Here is a 1,156-nt window from a genome sequence, read left to right as displayed (position 1 = left end):
GTGGGTGTTGTCGCCTGCCTCCCGGGTCAGGTACAGCGCCTGGGACGCCGACGGTCCGAGCGACTCGACGAGCGCCTTGCTCTTCGCGGTCAGGTCGATCACCGGCACGTTCGCGCTGCGGCCGAGCGCACGAATCACCGCGGGCAGGTCGACACCGGCGCTGTTGATGTGCAGTGCGGTGCCGTTGAGCCGGTTGCCACTGAACTGCCTGCGCACTGGTGGCGTCACCAGCACCGGGATGCCGCCGCGTTCCTTGACGCCGTTGACCAGCCGGGTGAGGTTGTCGCGGAAGGCGTTCGCGCTGGTCTTCTTGTCGTTGTGCCCGAACTGGATGAGCACCAGGTCCTTGCTCTTGATCAGTGGCTTCATCGTCGGGAACAACGCGCGGCTGGACAGGAAGCTGCCAGAGCTCTCGCCGGAGTCACCGTAGTTCGCGACCACCGCGCCCTGGCGAACCCTCGCGGGCAGGGACTGGCCCCAGCCGGTGTAGGGGGCGACGGGCTGGTCGCACACGGTCGAGTCGCCGGCGAGGTAGACCACCAGCGGGGCCTGCGCCGGCGTCACGGTCAGCGAGTTGATCGCGGGTGCGCTGCCGCTGAAGGTGATCTGCAGGCCCGGTGTGCCGGTGCCGCCCTGACCGGTGGGCTGTCCCTCCGGGTTGCGGACGTTGACCGTGGCCGTGGTGCGGACGAGCTGGCCGGAGGCGGTGGACACGGCGTTCAGGACCTGCCTGCGCGCCTCCACCGTCATCGACGTGTTGGCGGCCTTGCTGGTGCTGCCCAGGTCCGCGGTGATGTCGTAGTTGCCCGGCGCGACGTTGAAACTGCATCGGATCGGTGCTGAGCCGGAGCACTGCGGCGGCAACGCCGCGGGTGCTGCCGCCGCGGGAATCGGGGCGAGCACGGCGGTGCTCAGTGCGGCGGTGAGAAACGCAAGACGCTTGATGTACACGAGTTTCTCCTGTCAGACGTTGAGGAAGCCGTCCATGGCCGCGGTGGGGCGCCGGTTGCTGTCCCAGGCGGTCGAGCCGTAGCCGGTGAACGGCGGGTAGCCCTCCGGCTCCCAGAAGAAGGTGCCGAGACCGCCGAAAGCCTTGGTGCCGCTGATGAACTGCCGCAATCCGTCGCGGACCGCGCTCGCCTTGCCGCGCGGCCCG

1 protein-coding gene and 1 pseudogene are annotated in these 1,156 nt (G+C 69.2%); both read right to left on the bottom strand.

The genetic code is table 11. From position 1 onward, the window contains the following. On the bottom strand, window positions 1–951 hold a 951-nt coding region (locus tag UK23_RS21590; RefSeq protein ID WP_045313396.1), incomplete at its 3' end, for a rhamnogalacturonan acetylesterase. Between the two features lie 12 nt (window positions 952–963). Next, window positions 964–1,156, bottom strand: a pseudogene (locus tag UK23_RS52765) (arabinogalactan endo-1,4-beta-galactosidase); the annotation flags it as partial.

This window comes from Lentzea aerocolonigenes (assembly GCF_000955955.1).
In the GTDB taxonomy this organism is placed as follows: Bacteria; Actinomycetota; Actinomycetes; order Mycobacteriales; family Pseudonocardiaceae; genus Lentzea; species Lentzea aerocolonigenes_A.
This window is presented reverse-complemented; position numbering and strand designations above follow the sequence as displayed.